The organism is Nocardia salmonicida (assembly GCF_036142455.1).
Classification (GTDB): Bacteria; Actinomycetota; Actinomycetes; order Mycobacteriales; family Mycobacteriaceae; genus Nocardia; species Nocardia salmonicida.
The window spans coordinates 571003-586809 of record NZ_CP108014.1 but is presented as its reverse complement, the minus strand read 5'-3'; the positions used below and the strand labels follow the sequence as shown (position 1 = coordinate 586809).

Annotated in this window: 13 protein-coding genes and 1 tRNA gene; 8 read left to right on the top strand and 6 right to left on the bottom strand. The window is 68.4% G+C overall.

The window, feature by feature from the left end; all coding sequences use genetic code 11:
• The 4 genes from acpM to aceE all read right to left on the bottom strand — a co-directional run bounded on the left by acpM (position 1) and on the right by aceE (position 5658).
• Positions 1-306 (bottom strand): meromycolate extension acyl carrier protein AcpM, encoded by a 306-nt coding sequence (gene acpM / locus OHS03_RS02980; RefSeq protein ID WP_056821158.1) that lies wholly within the window; start codon positions 304-306, stop codon positions 1-3.
• An 81-nt stretch (positions 307-387) separates the two neighbouring features.
• Positions 388-1302, bottom strand: a complete 915-nt coding sequence (locus OHS03_RS02975) for an ACP S-malonyltransferase (RefSeq protein WP_194828530.1) — start codon at positions 1300-1302, stop codon at positions 388-390.
• Positions 1303-1429: 127 nt separating this feature from the next.
• Entirely contained in the window at positions 1430-2731 is a 1302-nt protein-coding gene (locus OHS03_RS02970) for a PucR family transcriptional regulator (RefSeq protein ID WP_174551937.1), read from the bottom strand.
• Between the two features lie 44 nt (positions 2732-2775).
• Complete coding sequence (gene aceE, locus OHS03_RS02965; protein WP_407942456.1) at positions 2776-5658, bottom strand: pyruvate dehydrogenase (acetyl-transferring), homodimeric type; 2883 nt, start codon at positions 5656-5658, stop codon at positions 2776-2778.
• A 214-nt stretch (positions 5659-5872) separates the two neighbouring features.
• Between aceE and OHS03_RS02960 the strand changes: the two genes are divergently transcribed.
• The 4 genes from OHS03_RS02960 (at position 5873) to OHS03_RS02945 (ending at position 7613) form a co-directional block, all read left to right on the top strand.
• Positions 5873-6421 carry an Rv2240c family protein gene (locus OHS03_RS02960; RefSeq protein ID WP_328660584.1) on the top strand — a complete coding sequence of 183 codons (549 nt, stop codon included), beginning with the start codon at positions 5873-5875 and terminating at the stop codon, positions 6419-6421.
• Positions 6422-6548: 127 nt separating this feature from the next.
• Positions 6549-6971, top strand: a complete 423-nt coding sequence (locus OHS03_RS02955) for a DUF3052 domain-containing protein (protein WP_056821168.1) — start codon at positions 6549-6551, stop codon at positions 6969-6971.
• A gap of 73 nt (positions 6972-7044) precedes the next feature.
• Positions 7045-7509: a peroxiredoxin gene (locus OHS03_RS02950; RefSeq protein WP_056821170.1), complete on the top strand. Its 465-nt coding sequence runs from the start codon at positions 7045-7047 to the stop codon at positions 7507-7509.
• Positions 7510-7541: 32 nt separating this feature from the next.
• Positions 7542-7613 (top strand) — tRNA-Val (locus OHS03_RS02945).
• 262 nt (positions 7614-7875) lie between these two features.
• Here OHS03_RS02945 and OHS03_RS02940 read toward each other — a convergent pair.
• Together OHS03_RS02940 and OHS03_RS02935 are read right to left on the bottom strand one after the other, a co-directional pair.
• The gene (locus OHS03_RS02940) at positions 7876-8880 is read right to left on the bottom strand and encodes an NAD(P)H-dependent flavin oxidoreductase (protein ID WP_056821173.1); all 1005 of its coding nucleotides are present in this window, start codon (positions 8878-8880) and stop codon (positions 7876-7878) included.
• 43 nt (positions 8881-8923) lie between these two features.
• Complete coding sequence (locus OHS03_RS02935; RefSeq protein WP_328660581.1) at positions 8924-10480, bottom strand: class I adenylate-forming enzyme family protein; 1557 nt, start codon at positions 10478-10480, stop codon at positions 8924-8926.
• A gap of 94 nt (positions 10481-10574) precedes the next feature.
• Between OHS03_RS02935 and OHS03_RS02930 the strand changes: the two genes are divergently transcribed.
• The 4 genes from OHS03_RS02930 to OHS03_RS02915 all read left to right on the top strand — a co-directional run bounded on the left by OHS03_RS02930 (position 10575) and on the right by OHS03_RS02915 (position 15794).
• Positions 10575-11768 (top strand): thiolase family protein, encoded by a 1194-nt coding sequence (locus OHS03_RS02930; RefSeq protein WP_328660579.1) that lies wholly within the window; start codon positions 10575-10577, stop codon positions 11766-11768.
• A 53-nt stretch (positions 11769-11821) separates the two neighbouring features.
• Complete coding sequence (locus tag OHS03_RS02925; protein WP_056821793.1) at positions 11822-12763, top strand: winged helix-turn-helix transcriptional regulator; 942 nt, start codon at positions 11822-11824, stop codon at positions 12761-12763.
• Between the two features lie 170 nt (positions 12764-12933).
• Positions 12934-14595: an aldehyde dehydrogenase family protein gene (locus tag OHS03_RS02920; protein WP_328660577.1), complete on the top strand. Its 1662-nt coding sequence runs from the start codon at positions 12934-12936 to the stop codon at positions 14593-14595.
• Between the two features lie 2 nt (positions 14596-14597).
• Positions 14598-15794 carry a thiolase family protein gene (locus OHS03_RS02915; protein WP_328660575.1) on the top strand — a complete coding sequence of 399 codons (1197 nt, stop codon included), beginning with the start codon at positions 14598-14600 and terminating at the stop codon, positions 15792-15794.
• Positions 15795-15807: the final 13 nt, after the last annotated feature.

Here is a 15807-nt window from a genome sequence, read left to right as displayed (position 1 = left end):
CTACTCGCCGGCGCTGTCGAACTTGGCCTTGAGCTCGGCGGCGACGTCGGCGTTCTCGGCCTCGAGCTTCTGGACGTAAGCGACGGAGTCGCCGACGGTCTTCAGGCTGGCCAGATCCTCGTCGGGGATCTTGACGCCGTACTTGTCTTCCATCTGCACAGCGATCTCGACCATGGACAGCGAGTCGATGTCCAGGTCGTCGACGAAGGACTTCTCGAGGGTCACCTCGGAGGGTTCGATACCCGTAACCTCTTCGATGATCTTGCCGAGTTCTTCGACGATCTGTTCCTGGGTCAGAGCGGCCACTTTGGTGGCTCCCTTCTTGTTGCTATTTGTAGGGTTCGTGAACGGCCTGCACTTCGCTGTGCACGACCGCCGGGGGGAAAGCTAGCCCGAGGTGGTCAGTTCGACCAACGCGGGGAGGTCTTCCGGGGTCTTGAGGGCCAGATTGGGCGTGCCCTTCAGTTCCCGTTTGGCGATGCCGACCAGCGTGCCCGCGGGCGGCAACTCGACCACGGCCGAGACGGCCGCGGCGCGGATGGTCTCGTTGCACAGGTCCCAGCGCACGGGGCGAGTGACCTGAGCGGCGAGCTTTTCGATCGCGTCGGCGCCCGAGGTGACCGGTTGTCCGTCGAAGTTCGACAGCAGCGTCCGGATCGGGTCGCTAGGCGAGATCTGGGCGATGGCATCGGCGACAGCTTCCTGTGCCGGAGCCATGAAGACGGTGTGGAACGCACCGGCGACGGGCAACGCGCGGACCCGTGCCTTCTCCGGCGGGTTCGCGGCGAGCTCCGCCAGAGCTTCCAGGCGGCCCGCTGCCACGATCTGGCCTACCGCGTTGCGGTTGGCCGGGACGAGATCGAGTTCGGCGAGCCGTGCGAGCACGGTGGCTTCGTCACCACCGAGCACCGCGGACATACCGGTCGGCTCCAGCGCACAGGCCTTGGCCATCTCCCGGCCGCGGATGGCGGCGAGGGCGACTGCCTCGTCGGCGGTGATGACACCGGCGACAGCGGCTGCGGCGAATTCACCGACGGAGTGTCCGGCGACGACTGTATCCGCCGGAATCGACCCGGGGGCGATTTCGGCGAACGCGAGCAGTGCGGCGGCGACCACGAGCGGCTGCGTCACCGCGGTGTCGACGATCTCCTCGGCCGTCGCGGTGGTGCCGAGACGGACCAGGTCGAGGCCTGCGGCCTTCGACCAGAGCTCGAGGCGATCAGTCGCACCGGGAAGTGCGAGCCACGGCGTGAGCATGCCGGGTGTCTGGGACCCCTGTCCAGGGGTAAGCAACGCGATCACCCCCTAAGACAACACTGTGACCCCCACCGCATGAGATGTCGGCGCGAATGAAGGTTTCGGATCGCTTTTGTAGGGGTCCCACAAAATCCGAGGTGGGGTGTCGGGATCGACCGTTTCCCCGATCCCGTTACAGGGGGTCCTTGGCCATTGGGATGGGTGGGGTTTCTGTGACTGGGGGTGACGATTCGTTATGCGTTCGTGTCAAACGGCCCACTGTTGCTGCAATTCGGAGCACATACGCGTCCCGGGGATTCATCGGATCACGGCCGGTGACTTCGCCGATTCGCTTGAGTCGGTACCGGACGGTATTTGGATGGACGTACAGCTGCCGAGCGCAAGTTTCTACTGCTCCGCCACAATCCAGGTACGCGTCGAGTGTGTCGGATAACGAAGATCCGGCAGCGGCCAACGGGAGCACAAGATACTCGTTCAACGCCTCTATCGCAGCTCTATCGCCCAGCAACGCGCGTTCGGGCAACAACTCCGTGGCGTGAACGGGCCTTGGCGCCCCGCGCCAGCCGACAACGGCCTCCATTCCCGCCAATGCCTCGATCGCCGACGCGTGCGCGGCGCCGAGGGTGCGCATCGTGGGGCCGATCACCACCGGACCGTCGGAGAACACCTCGGCCAGCAGATCGGTGAGGAACGGCGAGCCGATGCCCGACTCCCCCAGGTGCCCGCTGACCACCATCACCAGGCGCGCGCCCTGCACCACCGCCAGCGCGGCCCTGCCGTGTTTGGTCGCGATGGTGTGCACGGCGCCGACCGTCGACACGCCCTGGTCCAGCGGCGGTGTGCCGACCAGCACCGTGGCGGGCGCGGTGGCGTCCCAGTTCAACGTGGCGGCCCGCGAAAGCATGTCCGGACCCGTGTCGCCCCGGACCACCGCGTCGACTACCAGGGCCTCCAGGCGGGTATCCCAGGCGCCACGCGACTCGGCGGCGCTGGCGTACACCGAGGCGGCCGCGAAGCCGAGCTCACGCCCGTATCGCAGCACCGCCTCGGTGAGCGCCACCAGCTGACGATCGTTGCGCGCCAACGCGGGCAGCCACTGTTCGAAGAAGTCCATGGCCACCCGCACCATGTCCACGGTCTGGCGCAGCGTGAGCCGCCGCGCCAGATCCTGCGGAATCACCTGGAACGCGTCCAGGCTGAAGCGGATATCGGAATCGGGATCCTGCAACCACTCCAGGAAGTTCACGACCGCCGTCTGCACCAGCATCTGCACGCCCGCTCGCTGCGCGGCGTCCAGATCGGCGAAGAACGGCAGCCGATCCTGCATCGACCCCACCGCCTCGGTGGACAGCCGGCCCGAGAACTGCTTGACCCGCTTGAGCAGCGTGTCGGGCAGCGGATCACGGGTCTGCCGGTTCGGGGACAGAGCCCCCGTCGGCAGATAGACCTCGTGTTCGCTGGTGCCCTCGGTGATCCGACGGGGCCGCGGCGGTTTGCGCTCCACAGTCCAATAGTCCGCTACGCGAGTTCCTCTGCCGCGTCCGCACTCGGCTTCGGCGCGGCGGACACGCTGTCGATGCCGTATTTCGCGGCCGCTTCCACCGCCTTGGCCTTGTCGAACGTGCCGTCCTTGACCAGACCTTCCAGCACCGCGACCACGATCGACTGCGCGTCGACGTTGAACACCCGGCGCGCGGCCGTGCGGGTGTCGGAGAAGCCGAACCCGTCGGTGCCGAGGGTGATGTAGTCGCCGGGCACCCACTGCCGGATCTGATCGGCCACCGCGCGCATCCAGTCCGTCGCGGCGACCACCGGTCCCCGCGCTGCCGAGAGCGCCTGGGTGACATACGGCGAGCCCGAATCCGCGTCGGGGTGCTTGAGCGCCGCGATCTCCTTGTCGAGCGCCTCCCGGCGAAGCTCGCCGAACGAGGTCACCGACCACACATCCGCGGCCACACCCCACTCCTGCGCCAGGATCTCCTGTGCGCGCAACCCGTCGGGCACGGTCACGCCGGAGACCAGGATCTGGGCACGAACCTCGCCCTCACCACCGTCCTGGTACAGGTACAGACCCTTGAGCAGACCCGCCACGTCGAGATCATCGGGCTCGGCCGGCTGCTGGTAGGGCTCGTTGTACAGGGTGATGTAGTAGAAGATGTTCTCCCCGCCGAACGTGCCGACCGCGGACACCTCGGTACCGGGCAGCTGACTGGCCGGGGCCTCGCCGCCGCCGTACATCCGGCGCAGACCGTCGCGCACGATGTGCGCGATCTCGAACGAGAACGCCGGGTCATAGGTCACCACAGCGGGATTCGACGAGGCCAGCAGCAGCGACTGCCCGTCGTTGTGCTGCAGACCCTCACCGGTGAGGGTGGTGCGGCCCGCGGTGGCGCCGAGGACGAATCCGCGCGCGAGCTGGTCGGCCGCGGCCCAGAAGCTGTCGCCGGTGCGCTGGAACCCGAACATCGAATAGAAGATGTAGAGCGGGATCATCGGCTCGCCGTGGGTGGCGTAGGAGGTGGCGACCGCGGTGAACGAGGCGGTGGAACCGGCTTCGTTGATGCCCTCGTGCAGGATCTGGCCGACCGCGCTCTCCTTGTAGGCGAGCATCAGTTCCGCGTCGACCGAGGTGTAGAGCTGGCCGTTGCGGTTGTAGATCTTCAGCGTCGGGAACCACGAGTCCATGCCGAAGGTGCGGGCCTCGTCGGGGATGATCGGCACGATGCGCTTGCCGATCTCCTTGTCGCGCAACAGCTCCTTGACCAGGCGCACCAAGGCCATGGTGGTGGCGACCTTCTGCTTGCCCGAACCCTTGCGGACCGAGCGGTAGGCCTCGTCGCCCGGTAGCTTCAGCGGCACGGCGGCCGAGCGTCGTTCCGGCACGAAACCGCCGAGCGACTTGCGCCGGGCCAGCATGTACTCGATGGCCGGATCGTTCATGCCGGGGTGGTAATACGGCGGCAGGTACGGGTCCTTCTCCAGCTCGGCATCGCTGATCGGGATGCGCTGCAGATCGCGGAAGTCCTTGAGGTCCTGCAGCGCCAGCTTCTTCATCTGATGGGTGGCGTTGCGGCCCTCGAAGTGCTTGCCGAGGGTGTAGCCCTTGATCGTCTTGGCCAGGATCACCGTCGGCTGGCCCTTGTGCGCCATCGCCGCCGAGTACGCCGCGTAGACCTTGCGGTAGTCGTGGCCGCCGCGCTTGAGATTCCAGATCTCGCTGTCGGACATGTTCTGCACCAGCGCCTTCGTGCGCGGGTCGCGGCCGAAGAAGTGGTCGCGCACGTATGCGCCGTCGTTGGCCTTGTAGGTCTGGTAATCACCGTCGGGGGTGGAGTTCATCAGGTTCACCAGCGCGCCGTCGCGGTCGGCGCCGAGCAGCGCGTCCCACTCGCGGCCCCAGACCACCTTGATCACGTTCCAGCCCGCGCCACGGAAGAACGACTCAAGTTCCTGGATGATCTTGCCGTTGCCGCGCACCGGGCCGTCGAGCCGCTGCAGGTTGCAGTTGATCACGAAGGTGAGGTTGTCGAGCGCCTCGTTGGCGGCCACCTGGATCAGGCCGCGCGACTCGGGCTCGTCCATCTCGCCGTCGCCGAGGAAGGCCCAGACGTGCTGGTCGGAGGTGTCCTTGATACCGCGATCGGTGAGGTAGTGGTTGAACCTGGCCTGGTAGATCGCGTTCATCGGGCCGAGGCCCATCGACACCGTCGGGAATTCCCAGAAGTCCGGCATCAGCCGCGGGTGCGGGTAGGACGGCAGGCCCTTGCCCAGGCCGCCGTGGCTGTATTCCTGACGGAATCCGTCGAGCCGGTCCGTGCTGAGGCGGCCCTCGAGGAAACCGCGCGCGTAGATGCCGGGCGAGGCGTGGCCCTGGATGTAGACGTGGTCGCCGCCGCCGGGGTGATCCTTGCCGCGGAAGAAGTGGTTGAAACCCACCTCGTAGAGCGCCGCCGAGGACGCGTAGGTCGAAATATGACCGCCGACACCGATTCCGGGGCGCTGCGCGCGATGGACCATGATCGCGGCGTTCCACCGGATCCAGGCACGGAAGCGGCGCTCGACTTCCTCGTCACCGGGGAACCACGGCTCGTTCTCGGTGGGAATCGTATTGACGTAATCGGTGGAGGTGAGCGCCGGAATCGAGACACGGCGTTCGCCGGCGCGCTCGAGCAAGCGCAACATCAGGTACCGGGCGCGGCCGGGGCCTTCGCGGTCGAGCATGTCATCGAAGGATTCCAGCCATTCGCTGGTCTCCTCGGGATCGATATCCGGTAGATACGACGCCACTCCTTCGCGGATGACCCGTACCCGTTCACCGGTGGGTTTGGTGGTGGATTCACCGCCCGCGGCGGAGGTCGCTACTGGATCGTTGGAAGCTGCAGAGTGGATCAGGTCGGTCAAATCTGCTCCTCGTGATGGGGGCTGAACTGCTTGGTCGGCGTCGCTATCCCCGGGCCTGCCCGCTTGGTGTGCGGACCACCCGTTACGAAAGGTTCGGGTGCACCCCCATCCTTACCGAAACGGCTGCCCAGGTCATCACCTGAGCGGGAATACCATTAGGTAGGTTCTGTGGGGAAGACGAGTCGCGCAGGTGAGTGAGAGGGAACGCCGAACGATGAGGGTGCTGCACGCGCGTCGGCTGGGGCTGATCTGCGCCTTTGTCGCCGTGACCGCGGGGTCGGTGATAGCCGGTTGCGCCGAACAGATCCCCGGCACACCGACGACCGACGCGGCCGAAGTTGCCGCCTACAAAACCGCGGCCGCCGCGTCTTCCTCGGCAGCCGCGTCCTCGCGCGCCGCGGCGGCGCGAGAGCGCGCGATCACCGACAACTGCGGGCAGTTCGCCACCACCACCGGCGCCGGCGTCACCGCCTACAACGACTTCGTCTCCGCGCACGACACCAACGCCCCCGACTACGCCGCCAAGCGCGAGTCCGCGGCTACCACCCTCGACAACGCGGCGACCAAGGTCGAGTCGGGCATCGTCACCGCGGCGGGCGCGTTGCCGACCGAATTGGCCGACAAGTTCACCGCCTACGTCGTCGCCGCGCGCGAGCTGGCCGTGCAGACCAGAAAGATGACCTACAACTCACCTGTCGGCAAGCTCAACGAGGCCAGTCGCGCCATCAACCAGGCACGAACCTCAGTCCACGACGCCTGCTGAGACGGCCGATTTTGCCCTCCCGACACGCGGCATACGGTCCCAATTCATCCGATCAGCTTGCGCTGCGGCCGATAACCATGTTCGCTTGCACCTATCTTACTGTCGGAAGTTTAGGGAGGACACCACCGTGGTCGCCGCGGCGGACGCGCAGAACTACGCTCAGAAGCTTGGCATTTCTCACGGCTTGGTTGTTCAGGAATTGGGCTGGGACGAGGACACCGACGACGCATTGCGCGCCGAGATCGAGGAGGTCAGCGGCGGCGAAATGGTCGACGAAGACTCCGATGAGGTCGTCGACGCCGTCCTGCTGTGGTGGCGAGAAGGTGACGGCGATCTGGCCGACGAGCTGATGGATGCCATCAGCCCGCTGGCAGATGAAGGCTTCATCTGGGTCCTCACCCCCAAAACCGGTCAACAAGGCCATGTCGATCCGAGCGAGATCGCCGAAGCCGCACCCACGGCCGGCCTGACCCAGACATCGACCATCAGCCTCGGCAGTTGGACGGCCTCACGGCTCGTTCAGCCGAAGGCACCATCCAAACAGCGCTGAATCCGCCGTTCGCTAGGGTCTCAGTTGGGCTCGCGAGCCCGGCTGGGACCCGACACGACGGAGGATTCGTAGTATGCCGCTAGAGGTTGGCACTCTCGCGCCGGATTTCACGCTCAAGGACCAGAACAACCAGCCCGTCACCCTGTCGGACTATCGCGGCAAGAAGAACGTGCTGCTGGTGTTCTATCCACTCGCTTTCACCGGCATCTGCCAGGGCGAGCTGTGCAAGGTCCGGGACGAGCTGCCCAAGTTCCAGAACGACGACGCCGAGATCATCGCGATCTCCGTCGGCCCTCCACCCACCCACAAGATCTGGGCCGCGGAACAGGGCTACCTGTTCCCCCTGCTGTCGGACTTCTGGCCGCACGGCGCCGTCACCCAGTCCTACGACGTCTTCAACGAGAAATCCGGCTACCCCAACCGCGGAACCTTCGTTGTCGACAAGTCCGGCTACATCACTTTCGCGGAGATGAACGGCCCCGGACAAGCCCGTGACCAGGCGGCTTGGGAGAAAGCCCTCGCCGCGCTAGATTCATAACCCGACACCGCCGGTACTCCCCGGCGGTGCCAGGGCGTATAGCTCAGCGGTAGAGCACTGGTTTTACACACCAGCGGTCGGGGGTTCGATCCCCTCTGCGCCCACCTACGAAACAGCAGGCACTGTTCCCGCCGCCCGTCTCCACTCCCCCGATATCACTTGTCCGGTGATCGCCGCTCAGCGTGCGAGCACCTTCGTCGAGGCACGGCCGCTATTCGGCGAAGCTGGCTCCGGCGGCGGTGACGCGGACTACCGCAAGGAATCGGCAGCACGGGCGCCGACCGAGACACAGCCATCGGAGCAGCGCCGCGAGCACAGGTCGCCCGGTGGGTTCCAGACAAGCCCGCGCCGCCCCGCGCTCCTACCTCACCACCTGGATCGCACCGGCTCCGCGTGCGCCGCACACGTGAGCGAGGTGGTCACGATCCGCTGGTTCGTCCGGTGCAGCGCCGCGACGTACTGCTCCTCGATCCGCTCGACGATCGTGCTCACCGGTTCGATCGCGCGGATGGGCTGGAGCCCCTGGCCGGCCGCCCACACGTCCTTCCATCGCTTCATCGATTCTGCACCGGCGGTGTAGTTCTTCTCCCCGGTCGGCGGTGTCAGGTTGTCGGGGTCGAGGCCGCAAGCGACGAGGCTGGGCGCGAGCCAGGAGGCGGGGGTGCCGGTGATCGCGGAGCTGATCACGAGGTCGTCGGGTCCGTGGTCGACGACCATCTGCTTGTACCCGTCCACGGCCATGCTCTCCTCGGCCGCCAGGAACCGGGTACCCATGTAGACCAGGTCGGCGCCCGCCGTGATCGCCCCCGCGACACCGTGCCCGTCACTGATGCCGCCCCCGATGATGATCATTCCGTCGAAGAACTCACGCACGGCGGAGGTGAACGCGAAGGGCGACAGGTGGCCGGTGTGCCCGCCCGCGCCCGCCGACACGCAGGCCATGCCGTCCACGCCCGCGGCGGCGGCCTTGCGCGCCAGGCGCAGGTTCACCACGTCGGCGATCACCGTGCCGCCGTATCCCTTGACGATGTCCATCACGGGTTTCGGGGACCCGAGGGCGGTGATGACGATCTGCGGCTGATATTCGGCGATGAGGCGCAGGTCGTCCCCGAGGCGGGCATTGCTGCTGTGGGTGATCACGTTCGCCGCCCACGGCGCGACCTGGCGCCCGGTGGCCTCCGCCGCGCGGAGCTGATCGGTGATCGATCCCATCCAGGTGTCGAGGTCGGTCGCGGTGCGGCAATTCTGCGTCGGGAAAGAACCGACGATGCCTGCGGTGCAGGCGGCGGTGACGAGCTCCGGGCCGGACACCAGGAACATCGGTGCCGCGACGACGGGCAGGCGCAGGGTGGACAGGAACGAGTCGGTCATGGTGTTTCCTCTGTCGGGTGTCGGTGTAAGTGCTTGTGTGCGTTCACGATGCGGCTCGGACGAGGGCGTCGAGCAGTTCGGCGGCCGCCGCCCGATCGACCTTTCCCAGCGCGGTCAACGGGAGACGGTCGACGCGGTGGGCGGACTTGGGGCGTTTGTAGTCGGGCAGTCGCGTGCGGCTCTGGGCCAGCACGACGCTGTCCTCGACAGTCGTGTCGGCCGAGGTGTACGCGGCGACGATGCGTTGCCCCCACACCTCGTCCGGCAGTCCGACGACGACGACATCGTCGACCCCGGGGATCGCGGAGATCGCCTCCTCCACCTCGCGGGGATAGACGTTGTACCCGCCGGTGATGATCATGTCCTTGCTGCGGCCGGTCAGGTGGATGTAGCCGTCGGGGTCCCGGTAGCCGAGGTCGCCCGAGTACAGGCGTCCGTCGACGTGGCTCTTGCCGAGATCCGTGCGCGTGCCCGCATTGTGATAGCCGGGGCTGACGGCGGGACCCGCGACGACGAGCTCGCCGATCTCCCCGTCGGGGACGGTGCCGCCGAGCGCGTGGAACGCGATGGCCGCCGCCGGGCAGGCGCGCCCCACCGAACCGAGCAGATCGGCGTTCCCGAGCACGCCACGGCGGTGGTCCGCCGCGGTCAGCACGGTCAGGGGCGGGATCGCCTCGACCATTCCGTAGTACTGGACGAGATTCGACGTGATGCGGCGATACGCCTGCCGGATGTGCTCGACCGGCATCGGGGCGCCCGCGTACGCGAGCATGCGCAGGCGGTGCAGCGCCGACAGCCGGTCGTCGTCGAAGTCCAGCAGCCGGGCGATGACCGTGGGTACCAGCGCGGTGTGGGTCGCGGCGTGGGTGGCGACGGCGTCGATCAGGCCCGCCGGGTTGATGTGGTCGAGCAGCACCTGACGCCCGCCGGCCTCGAGGAAAGGCAGCACGAACAGCCCGCTGGTGTGGATGACAGGGCCTGCGTGCAGGAACACCGCGGGCTCGGCGCCGTCGAGGGTGCCTGCGAGCACCCGGTCGCGCATCGCGCCCAGTGAAGCCAGCCGGTTCGCGTGGGTCCGCTGGGCGCCCTTCGGTACTCCGGTCGTCCCGGACGAATAGTGCAGCGCGCACAGCGAATCCGGCGCCGGCGTGGGCATCGCGGCGTGGCCCACGGCACCGGCCGCCAACTCGTCGAGCGACGGACCGGTCGACGACGTCGCGCCGACGGTGATCACGGTCGATGTGGTCGCCCGGGCGGCGAACTCGGCCGCGCCGTCGATCCGGGGGTCGACGATCAACGCGTCCGGCACGCAGTCCGCGGCGACGCGTTCCCAGTCCACCGGGCCCACGCGCGGATTGAGCGAGACCCGGACGAAACCGCCGATCGCCAGCGCGAGATCGACCTCGACCGCCGCGGTGCAGTTACCGAGCAGAACCACGACCCGGCTTCCCGCCGCGAGACCCAGGCCCAGCAGGCCCCCGGCCATGGCGTGTACCCGGTCGGACAGTTCGGTGAACGTTCGAGTGTCGCGGCTGTCCTCGATCGCGATCGTGGGCCCGTACCGATCGGCCGCGAGACGAACCACGTCGGCTATGGACATGAGATCCCTTTCATTCGCTACAGTTATTGAAGTAGACAACGGCGGGCGCGTTTCCGCAAGGGCCACGCAACCGACCGAACACCAGAGGAGACCCATGACCCGACGCCTTTCCCCCGCCGACCGACGCGCGCCGTGGGTGATCGATGCGGTCCGCACGCCGTTCGGCGCAGTCCGCGGCGCGCTCGCCCACATCCGCGCCGACGATTTGGCCGCGCTGCCGATCGCCGACCTGGTCCGCAGGCATCCCACTCTCGATCCGAGCCGCATCGATGACGTCGTCTGGGGAAATGCCAACGGCGCGGGCGAGGACAACCGCAACGTGGCCCGGATGGCTGTGCTGCTCGCTGGACTCCCGCACACGATTCCGGGCGTGTCGGTCAACCGGCTGTGCGGATCCGGCGCCGAAGCGGTGTTGTCCGCGGTCAGACGGGTCGCGGTCGGTGACGCCGAGGTCGCGATCGCGGGCGGTTCGGAGAGCATGAGCCGCGCACCGTACGTGCTCCCGCCGATGGACACCGCGTTTCCGCGATCGATGGAACTGATCTCCACCACCGTCGGGTGGCGCATGCCGAACCCCCGTTTCCCGACGGCCTGGGTCGAGACGCTCGGCAGGTCAGCGGAGTTGGTGGCCGAGGAACTGGGCGTCGGCCGCGCAGAGCAGGACGCATGGGCGCTGCGGTCCCATGAGCTGGCTGGGCGGGCATGGACGGACCGCGTCCACGACGGCTTCGTCGTGCCACACCCGAACCTCGACCGCGACGAATCGATCCGCGAGCCCGACGCGGCGACCCTGGCTGCCCTACGCCCGGCCTTCTCCAGCGGTGGCAGCGTCACCGCCGGGAATTCGTCTCCGATCAGCGACGGAGCGGTCGCTGCCCTGGTGGGCACCGGAGCCGTCGCCGACGAACTCGGTGTCGAACCACTCGGCCGGGTGCTGGCCTCTGCGGTCGTCGGCGCCGAGCCCGACAGGTTCGCGCTGGCGCCGGTGGCCGCCATCTCGAAAGCGCTGGACCGCGCGGGTCTCGAGCTCGCCGATGTTCGAGTACTCGAGCTCAACGAGGCGTTCGCCGCGATGGTGCTGTCGTGCCTGCGTGAACTTCCCGGCATCCCGATCGATCGGATCAACCCGTTCGGCGGCGCCATCGCCCTGGGTCATCCGCTCGGCGCATCGGCGGCGCGGATGCTGGTCGATTGCCTGCGTCATCTCCGCAGGCTCGGCGGCGGCATCGGGGTCGCGGCGGCCTGCATCGGTGTGGGACAGGGCATCGCTATTGTGTTGGAGGCCTGAAGAAGCGAGCGCCGGAATGCGATCGTCGCAGGTACTACGGAGAGGTGGGTGAGGTGACCGAATCCGGTACCGCCGCACCTCCGAGCCCGGTCGCCCAGACGATCGACCTGCTCGGCGACCGGCTGACCCTTGCCATCCTGCGCGAGGCCTTCGTCGATCACGTGCGCCGCTTCAGCCAGTGGATCGACCGCACCGGCGCTCCGCCCGCCATGCTGACGGCGCGACTGAACGCGCTGGTCGAGGCCGGCCTGATGGAGCGAAGGCCGCAGACCGACGGCGGCGACCGTCACGACTACATGCTCACCGAACTCGGGCTGGCGACCTGGGAGATCCTGGCCAGCGTGTGGGCGTGGCAGCGCGAATGGTCCCCGGAAGGGCTGCTGCAACCCGAGCTGGTGCACATCGATTGCGGCCATCGGGGACCACCGGCGATGGCCTGCGCGCACTGCGACGGCACCGTCGGCGCCCGGGACGCGCGGCTGGAACTGGACCGCGATTCGCTGGTCCTCGTCGCACACAGCGGGCGACGGCGGTCGACCCGCAATGCCCCGTCGGTGAGCCGGGCCGACCTGCAGTTCACCGAGGTCATGGAGGCGATCGGCGATCGCTGGAGCGCCATGGTCACGGGCTTGGCGCTGTCGGGGGTGCGCCGCTTCGGCGAGTTCCAGTCGATCCTGAGCATCTCGCCGACGACCCTCACCGAGCGGCTGGGACGGCTGTCCGAGGTGCAGATACTCACCCGCAGCGACGGCGGTGGCGGGCGCGAATACGTGCTGACCCCACGCGGCCGTGGACTGTTCCCGATCTTCGCCTTCCTGATCTCGTGGACGCAGATCGCACATCCCGACGCGCTCCCGCTCGGTCCGAGACTCCGCCACCCCGAATGTGGTTCCTGGCTGCTCCCCGCGCTGCGCTGCCGCGGATGCGACGCCCGGCTGGATCGCACCTCCGTGCACTTCGAGCCCTTCCCGTTCGGCGCTCAGCTCCCGCGCTAGCCGACAAACCCTCCCCCCTTCGAGCGGTTCGACCTCGTCGGCCGTTGACAATTCACGCTGTGTCCTGGTTCACTTCAATAACAGTAGTTATTCCGAGTGAGCGGACACACGCCCCGTCCTCCGATGACTGACTGATCTCGGCACAACTGTTGACACAGGAACGAGCGCCCATGTTCTTCGATTCCCACCTCGAACTGCTGCAGGCAGCGGCAGAGGCCAACCGCACCCGCACCGCGTGGACCGGGTACGCGCCCATCGCCCCGCCCGACGCCGCGCGAGCCGACGCCCTACTCGGCGCCTACGACGGCGCCACCCTGTCGCTGTCGTCGCCCACCCGCTCGGTGATCACCGCCGACGAGGTCTCCCCGTACACCGGGAAGTCGCTCAATGTCAGCTACAGCGCGCCGTCGGTGGACGAGGCGCTCGTGGGCGCGGCGGCCGCCGCCACCGCCCTGCGCGACGCCGGCGTCGAACGCCGGGTCGGCGTGTGCCTGGAGGCGCTGCACCGGATCCACCAGCGTGGCCAGGAGTTCGCGGCGGTCACCGCGCACACCACCGGGCAGAGCCTGGCCATGGCGTGCAGCGGAAGCGGGACCAACGCCCTCGACCGCGGCCTGGAAGCCGTGGCGACGGCCTGGTCGGCCATGACCCGGGTGCCCGGACAGGTGACCTGGCAGCAGCGATTCGGCAAGTCGGAGGTGACCCTGCGCAAGCGTTTCCGGGTCCGCCCGCTCGGCACCGCACTCGTCGTCGCCTGCGCCTCGTTCCCCGCCTGGAACGCCTATCCGGCGATTCTGGCCAACCTCGCGACGGGCAATCCGGTGCTGGTCAAGCCGCACCCCCGCTCGGTCCTGGCGACCGCGCTCGCGGTGAGCGTGCTGCGCGAGGTGCTGGTCGAGGCGCAGTTGCCCGCCGACGCCGTTCAGCTGGTCGTCGACACCGCCGACGCCCCCGTCGCCGGGCAGCTGGCTACCAGTCCCGAAGTGCGGATCGTCGACTTCACCGGCAGTCCCACGTTCGGATCGTGGCTGGAACGCAACGTCCCGAACGCCCTGGTGTTCACCGAGACCGCGGGCGTCAACACCGTCGTCCTCGATTCCGTTGCCGACCTGTCGGCGGCCATGCGCACGCTCGCCGGCGGTCTCTCGCTCTTCAGCGGCCAGATGTGCACCACGCCGCAGAACTTCTACATCCCGGACGCGGGCGTGCGCACCGACGACGGCGTGATCGCCCGGGACGACGTCATCGCCGCGCTCCTGTCGGCGATCGACGACCTGGCCGGTGCACCTCGCCGCGCCGGTGCGGTCTGCGGCGCGCTCCAGTCCGACGCGACGCTGCACTCGATCACCGCGCTCGCCGACGCGGCCGAGGCGAATGGAACCCTGCTCCGCAAGCCGGTGCCGTACGCGCATCCCGACTACCCCCAGGCCCGGGCGGTGACGCCGCTGGTCATCCGGGTCGACCCCCGTCGGGGCGAGACGCTTCCCGAGGGCGAGCAGTTCGGTCCGGTCGCGTTCCTGGTCGACTGTGCCGACACCGCGTCGGCGGTGGCGCACGCGACCGCGAGCGTCCGCAGCCACGGCGCGATCAGCTCCTACCTCTACTGCACCGACGACGCCGTCATCGACGAGGTGGCCGACGCGTACGCCGATGCCGGGGCCTCCCTGTCGGCGAATCTGGTGTCCTCGATGCCCATGCAGTTCGCGGCCGCCTACAGCGACTACCACGTCACCGGCCTCAACCCGGCGGGCAACGCGACCCTCACCGACGAGTCCTTCATCGCCGGGCGATTCCGCATCGTCCAGGATCGCCGCCAGGTCGAGGGGGAATGACCATGTCCCAGTTCACTTCCGGGGTCTACATCTACGACGCGGTCCGCACGCCGAAGGCCCGGGTCCGGCGTCAGGGCGGCACGTTCGCCGATGTCCCCGCCCACGAACTCCTCGCCCAGTTGCTGACCGCCCTGCAGGAACGCGGACTCCCCGCCGACACGGTCGACGATGTCATCGTCGGCACCAGCACGGCCGTCGGAGAACAGGGCGGCAACGTCGCCCGCGCCGGGCTGCTCTGGGCGGGCTGGCCGGACCAGGTCGGCGCCGGGGTGGTCTCGCGACTGTGCTGCTCCGGGCTGGAGGCGATCGAGTCCGCCGCGGCCAAGGTGGCTTCCGGCATCGCCGATGTCGTCCTCGCCGGTGGCGTCGAATCGATGTCGCGGGTACCGATGCTGTCCGACCGGCCTGCCTTCGTCGGCGACGAGGAGCTCGGCGATCGCACCGGCTACGTGACCATCGGGGTCTCCGCTGATCTCCTCGCGGCCCAATACGGTTTGACCCGAACCGATCTCGACGCCTACGCGGTGACCTCGCACCAGCGTGCCGTCGCGGCCCCGCTGTCGGAGTCGGTGATTGCGGTCCGCTCGGGCGGCACCACGATCCTCGAGTCGGACGAGGGACCCCGACCGCAGGTCAGCCTCGAATCCCTCGGCGAACTCGCTCCCCTCTTCGGGGAGGATCCGTCGTGGAGCAGGGTGGCGATGCGGCTGCCCGCCGTCGGTCGGCCGGAGGGCGGGCTGCACACCGCAGCCACCGCTCCGCAGATGGCCGACGGTGCGGCGATGGCGGTCTTCGGGTCCGCCGCCGCGCGCGACCGAATCGGCCGGGAGCCGATCGGCGAAGTGGTGGGCGTAGCCCAGGTCGCCGTGCGCTCGCCGCTGCTGACGGCACCGGTCGCCGCCGCGCGGCGTGCACTCGAGAAGGCGGGAATCACCGCGGACCAACTCGACGTGATCGAGGCGAACGAATCCTTCGCCGCGTCCGTCCTGGTGATGACCCGGGAACTGGGGCTCGATCCGACCGCGGTGAACCCGCTCGGCGGATCGCTCGCCACCGGCCACCCACTGGGCGCGGGCGGTGGCGCACTGCTCGTCAACGCCCTGGACCAGCTCGCCCGCATCGACGGCGAGTACGCCCTCGTGACCATCCCGGCAGCGCTCGGGCTCGGTGCCGCCGTCGTCGTGCGCCGACTCCGTTGACCCTCCACCCCGA